A 6,255-nucleotide genomic window follows, 5' to 3' on the forward strand; every position below is an offset into this window, starting at 1 on the left:
GGGGTCGGCTCGGGCCGGGGCCGCAGCAGCGCGGCGATCCGGCCGAGCGCGCTGTCCGCGCCGGTCGCGGTGACCAGGGCCAGGGCCCGGCCGCGCAGGACGACGGTGCCCGCCCGCAGCGTTGCCTCGCCGATCGCGCCGCCGTCGGCCGCCTTGGCCACCGGCAGGGACTCCCCGGTCAGCATCGACTCGTCGAGCAGCAGGGCGGCGGCCTCCAGGAGCCGGGCGTCGGCCGGGACGATGTCACCCTCGGCGAGCACGACCACGTCGCCCGGGACGATCTCGGCCGAGGGCACCGTGAGCGGCTCCCCGTCGCGCACCACCCGGGCCGTGGGCGCGGCGAGCCGGGACAGGGCCGCGACGGCGCTCTCCGCCCGGATCTCCTGGACCACTCCCACGGTCGTGTTGACCACGACGACCAGGGCGATCACGACCGCGTCCGGGTGGTCGCCGATGGCCAGCGTCAGCACGACGGCCGTGAGCAGCACCGTGATCAGCGGGTCGCGCACCTGGGCGGCCACCCGGGCCCGGACCGGCACCCGGCGCTCGGCGGCGACCTCGTTGCGCCCGTGCCCGGCGAGCAGCCGGGCGGCCTCGGCTCCGGTCAGCCCACGGGGGCGGGGACCGGCGGTGACGGTCACGGCGGCGGTCCGTCAGTCGGCGAAGAGGTGGGGCTCGGTCCGGGTGGCTCCGGGGGCGGCGGGATCGTGGTCGAAGTGGTGGATCCGGGCGTCCGGGCCCGGGAAGTACTCGGTCACCCGGTCGTCGTCGGACCAGCGGACGTCGTACGGCGGACTTCCGTCCGGGTGGTGCAGGCCGACGACCTCGCCGTCCCGGCGGGCCGCTCCCGGCCTGGTGCCCTGGACGATGATGCGGTCTCCCACGGCGGCCTTCATGGCGCTCTCCCTGGCTCGGTGCGGTGCGGTGCGGTGCGGGTCCGGTCCGAGCCCGGGCCCGGGCACGGCCGTCCGTACCTCCATGGCACCACCGCACGCGGACTTCGGCAGGGGCCGGACGACCCCGGATCCGGGGCCCGGTGGATCGGGTGGCACGGCGCGGGTGGGTCCTCGGGCCCGCGATCGGGGCCGTCAGGCCCTCCGCGGACGGCGGACGGCTCGGAAGACTGGTCCCGTGAGAGCAGGAGCCACCCCGCCACCCAGGAGGCGCGTGATGTCCGCGACAGCCGCCACACCCGGGCGCCGCCCCCCGCACACGCCCCTGCGCGGGCACGTCCGCCGGGCCGTCGGCCGGGACCACAACCCGCTCTGCCGCCCGGTCGACCGGGCGTACAGCCGTCTGGTGGCCGGGGCGGCACTGACGGCGCTCGCCGCCGTCGTGCTGGCGGTGCTGGCGGCCCTGCTCGTGCACGGCGCGGAGACGGACGACGCGCGGAACGTCGCCCGCCACCGGCACGTCGTCGCCGCCGTCACCACGGGACCGGCGCAGTCGGACGACTCCCGGGCGGGCAGTGCGCGGGAGCACGCCCCGGCCCGGTGGACGTACCCGGTGGGCCCCGGGGCCGGTGACGTGACCGTGCCGGAGGGCACGGTCACCGGGACGGCCGTCCAGGTCGGCCTGGACGACGACGGACGGCCGGTCGGCGCGCCCAGGTCGGGCGAACTGATCGTCACGGACGCGGTGCTGGTCGGCCTCGGGACGGTCTCCGTGCTCGGGTCCGCGTCGGCGGGCTGGTTCGCGCTCTGCCGCCACCGGCTGGACCGCCGGGCCGAGCGGAGTTGGGAGGACGCCTGGGAGCGGGTCGAGCCGCGCTGGTCCGGGCGGCGGTGAGGGCGCCGGCGCTCGGGTGAGGGCACCGGCGTTCACAGGTGGAACACCCGCGTCTCGCCGGGCTGGACGGTCGCCTCGGTGCCGCGCAGGCGGATGCGGACCGGCTCCTGGCGGTCCTGCCGCAGGCTCACCGTGACGGTGCGGCGGTCGACCGCGAGGGTGAGGCCCCAGTGGCCCCGGTAGCGCAGGTCCAGCTCCAGCCCGTTGAGGGCGGACGGCAGGCGCGGGTCCAGCCAGAGCGTGTCCTCGCGCACCTCCAGTCCGGTGTAGCACCGCTGCAGCAGGTCCACCGCCCCCGCCATCGCGCCCAGGTGGACGCCCTCCGCCGTGGTGCCGTGCTGACTGTCCGTGAGGTCGGCGACCAGCGCGTCGCGGAAGTGGCGCCAGGCGGCGCGGCGGTCGCAGCGGGTGAGCACCCAGGCGTGCACCACCGAGCTGAGCGTCGAGCCGTGGACGGTGCGCCGCAGGTAGTAGTCGGTGGTGCGGCGCAGCAGCTCGTGGCCCGCCGGGTGGCCGAGGCGGCGCAGCAGGTCGCGGACCTCGCGGGCGGAGAAGAGGTACCAGAGCATCAGCGCGTCGGCCTGCTTGGAGGCCTTGTAGCGTTTGACGCTGTCGCCCTCGGCCTCCAGGATCCGGTCGAGCCGGCGCAGGTCCGGGTAGCGGGCCCGGTAGGTGGGCCAGTCGAGTTCGTCGAGGCGCTCGTAGCCGTCGAACTGGCTCAGGACGCCGTCGTGGAACGGCACGTGCAGGTGCCGCCCGACCTCCTGCCAGCGGTCCAGCTCGGCGGCGTCGAGCCCCAGCCGCTCGCGCAGCTCGTCGCGGCGGTAGCCGGGCAGGACGTCCAGGGCGTCCTGGGCGCGGGCCAGCACCCAGGAGGCCAGGACGTTGGTGTACGCGTTGTCGTCCAGGCCGGGCCGGGACCGCCAGGGGTAGCCGTCGTGGTACTCGTCGGGCCCGAGCACCCCGCGGACGGACCAGTGGCCGCGGGCCGGGTCGTGGACGGCGGCGGAGGACCAGAACCGGGCGATCTCCAGCAGCGTCTCGGCGCCGGCGGTGGCGAGGAAGTCCCGGTCCCCGGTGGCCTGGTAGTACTGCCAGACGTTGTAGGCGACGGCGGAGCCGACGTGCCGCTGGAGGTGGCTGTGGTCGGGCAGCCAGCGGCCGGACAGCGGGTTGAGGTGCAGCTGCTGGGACTCCTCGCGGCCGTCGCGGGCGCTCTGCCAGGGGTAGGCGGCGCCGCGCAGCCCGAGTGCCCGGGCCTGGCGGCGGGCGGCGTCGAGGCGGCGGTGGCGGTAGCGGAGCACGGCCCGGGCCAGCTCCGGGAAACGGAGGTTGAGCAGCCGCAGCACGAACAGTTCGTCCCAGAAGACGTGGCCCCGGTAGGCCTCGCCGTGCAGCCCGCGGGCCGGGACGCCGACGTCCAGGTCGACGGAGTGCTCCGAGCAGCTCTGGAGCAGGTGGAACAGGTTCAGATGCAACGGACCGGCCCCGTCGAACTCGGCGTCGATCCGGCAGCGACGCCACAACTCGTCCCAGCGCAGGGCGTGTTCGGCGAGCAACCGGTCGAAGGGACCGGCCTCGGCGGCGAGCAGCCGGGAGGCGAGCAGCGGGGTCTCGACGGCCCGGTCGCGGGAGGTGTGCACGGCGACGGTCTTCGTGACGGTGACGGGGCGGTCGGGCGCGGCCTCCAGGGCGAGCAGGTGGGCGGCCCAGCCCGGGCGGCTCTCGCTCCTCGCCGTGTGCTCCCGGTCGGCGGTGGTGCGGGCGCAGAGCGCGATCCGCAGGGGGGAGTTGACCAGATCGGCTTCCAGCCGGAGCAGGCCATCCCCGTCCACCCCCTGGCCGACCGGGACGAGGTGGCGCTCGGCCAGGCCCCGGTAGCGGGCGACCCCGGTGTTGGCGACGCGGCCGTCCAGGCCGGAGCGGACCTCCAGCGGACCGGACCAGTTCTCCGGGGTGAAGGTGCTCTCCAGGGCCAGCAGGTGCGGCTGCGCCTGGCTGGCCAGGCGGCGCTGCACCAGCCGGGTCCGCCGCCCCCGCGCGTCGACCACCAGGGCGGTGCGGGTGAGCAGCCCCCGGCGCAGGTCCAGCTCCAGGGTCTGCCCGACGGGCGGGCCGGTGAACCACGCCCCGCCGTCCGGGCGGAAGGTCAGCGGCAGCCAGTTCGGGCAGTTGACCAGGTCCTCGTTGGCCACCACGCGCCCCGCGACCGTCGACTCCGCGCGGTCGTAGCAGCCGGCCAGGTACGTCCCCGGGTAGTGCACCCCGTCGGCGGCCGACTCCGGCGCGGCGCCCCGGCTGACCAGGTAGCCGTTGCCGACCGCGCACAGCGCCTCCCGCAGGCCCTCCTCGGCCGGTTCGAAGCCCCGGTACCGGAGGGTCCACGGGTCCGGCATGTCGGGATACCCGGTGGGTGGGTCTGCTGCCACGACGTGACCTCCGTGCCGACGGGTCCGCCTCCAGTCTGCGCACGACGGTGCCCGGGCGCCCGGTACCGCCCGACGTTCTGCGCCGCCGGTACCGCCCGATGTTCTGCGCCGCCGGTACCGCTCGACGGCCGGGGCGGGGCCGGTCGGCCCTTGTCCGGGCCGGGGCCGGGACCGGAGGCTGGGAGACGGGGACAGGAGGTACGCCATGTCGACCGTCCGCCAGCCGCTCGCCACCGCCGAGGCCCTGCTGGCCGACGGCACCACCGTGGAGATCAGGCCGCTCGGGCCGGAGGACCACGCGGCGGTGCTCGGCCTGTACGCCGCCGGGATGTCCGAGGAGAGCCGCCGACTGCGGTTCTTCGGCGTCAGCCGCGACGCGCCCGGGCAGGCCGCCGACCGGCTGTGCGGGCGGCCGCGCACCGGCCTGCGGGCGCTCGGCGCCTGGGCGGCGGGGGAACTGGTCGGCGAGGCGGACTGCGAACCGCTGGACGACCCGCCGGAGACCGCCGAACTGGCCCTCGCGGTGGCCGACCGCTGGCACCACCGGGGCGTCGCCACCCTGCTGCTGGAGCACCTCCTGCACGCCGCCCGGGCCGCCGGCATCCGCTTCTTCGAAGCCGACACCCTGTCCGGCAACCATGCCGTCCACCAGGTGTTCGCCGATCTCGGCCTGCCCGTCGAGCGCCGCTACGAGCGGGGCGAGGTCAGGGTCCGGGTGTCGCTGGAGGAGGGCGACGAGCGCTACCGCTCGGCGGTGGACGAACGCGGGCGGCGCGCTGACCTGGCCAGCCTCGCCGCGCTGCTGCGCCCGGCCTCGGTCGTGGTGGTCGGCGCGTCCCGGCGGTCCGGCTCGGTCGGTCGGACGGTCCTCGGAAGGATCCGGCGCGGTGGTTTCACCGGCCCGGTGTGGGCGGTCAACCCGCACGCCGAGGAGATCGACGGCGAGCCCGCGTACCGGTCGGTCCGCGCGCTGCCCGCCGTACCGGACCTCGCCGTGCTGGCCGTGCCCGCCGGCGCCGTGCCCGGGGTGGCCGAGGAGTGCGGTGCCGCCGGGGTCCGGGCGCTGGTGGTGCTCACCTCCGGGCTCGGCGCCCAGGAGGCCCGGGGGTTGATGCGCGCCTGCCGCCGGCACAGCATGCGGCTGGTCGGGCCGAACAGCCTGGGCATGGCCCAGACCGATCCCGCCGTCCGGCTGGACGCCGAGTTCGGCGGCGCCTTCCCGAGGCCCGGGAGTGCCGGGGTGGCCGTGCAGAGCGGCGGGGTGGGGATCGCGCTGCTGTCCCGGCTGACCTGGTTGGGCATCGGGGTGTCGAGCTTCGTTTCGCTGGGCGACAAGTACGACGTCAGCGGCAATGACCTGCTCCAGTGGTGGGAGGCGGACGGCCGCACCGACCTCGCCCTGCTCCACCTGGAGTCGTTCGGCAGCCCGCGGGCCTTCGGCCGTACCGCCCGCAGGGTGACCAGGACGATCCCGGTCCTGACCGTCGACGCCGGCCGTTCGCCGGCCGGCCGCCGCGGCGCCGCGTCGCACACCGCGGCCGCCGCCACGCCCACCGTCACCAGGGAGGCGCTGTTCCGGCAGGCCGGCATCACGGCCACCCGCAGCGTCGAGGAGCTGGTCGAGGCCGCCGCCCTGCTGCACGCCCAGCCGCTGCCCGACCCGCGCGGCGCGGTCGCCGTGGTCTCCAACGCCGGGGGCATCGGCATCCTCGCCGCGGACGCCTGCGCCGAGGCCGGCCTGGAACTGCCGGAACTCCCCGCGGAGTTGGGGAAGCTGCTGCCGTCCGGAGCCTGCGTGCGCAACCCGGTGGACACCACGGCGGCGGTGGGTCCGACCGAACTCGCACTCTTCCTGCGGGCGTTGGAGCGTGAGGAGGCCGTCGACGCGATCCTGGTGTGCCTGGTGCCGACGGCGCTGGGCACCGTCCCGGCCCGGGACCCGGTGCGCGCCCTGCTGGAGGGCCCGGCCCGGCGGCGCGTGCCGATCGCCGCCGTGCTGCTCGACCAGCAGGTGCCCGTCCGCTACCGCGGCTGCGCC

The 6,255-nt window shown here is 76.5% G+C and carries 5 protein-coding genes; 2 read left to right on the forward strand and 3 right to left on the reverse strand.

Annotated elements, in window-relative coordinates; genetic code table 11:
- The coding region (locus ABZW03_RS35620) for an HAD-IC family P-type ATPase (RefSeq protein ID WP_355268001.1) at nucleotides 1-641 on the reverse strand (641 nt) is incomplete at its 3' end.
- Between the two features lie 12 nt (nucleotides 642-653).
- On the reverse strand, nucleotides 654-896 hold the full coding sequence (locus ABZW03_RS35625) for a DUF1918 domain-containing protein (protein ID WP_355268004.1): 243 nt from the start codon (nucleotides 894-896) through the stop codon (nucleotides 654-656).
- 274 nt (nucleotides 897-1,170) lie between these two features.
- On the opposite strand from ABZW03_RS35625, the gene ABZW03_RS35630 reads away from it, so the two are divergent.
- A complete protein-coding gene (locus tag ABZW03_RS35630) occupies nucleotides 1,171-1,788 on the forward strand; it encodes a hypothetical protein (protein ID WP_355268007.1) in 618 nt (205 codons plus the stop codon).
- A 32-nt stretch (nucleotides 1,789-1,820) separates the two neighbouring features.
- Here the strand turns inward: ABZW03_RS35630 and ABZW03_RS35635 are convergent, their stop codons facing one another.
- A complete protein-coding gene (locus tag ABZW03_RS35635) occupies nucleotides 1,821-4,217 on the reverse strand; it encodes a glycosyl hydrolase family 65 protein (protein ID WP_355268010.1) in 2,397 nt (798 codons plus the stop codon).
- A gap of 205 nt (nucleotides 4,218-4,422) precedes the next feature.
- On the opposite strand from ABZW03_RS35635, the gene ABZW03_RS35640 reads away from it, so the two are divergent.
- On the forward strand, nucleotides 4,423-6,255 hold a 1,833-nt coding region (locus tag ABZW03_RS35640; RefSeq protein ID WP_355268013.1), incomplete at its 3' end, for a GNAT family N-acetyltransferase.

Source organism: Kitasatospora sp. NPDC004799 (assembly GCF_040609095.1).
Taxonomy (GTDB): Bacteria; Actinomycetota; Actinomycetes; order Streptomycetales; family Streptomycetaceae; genus Kitasatospora.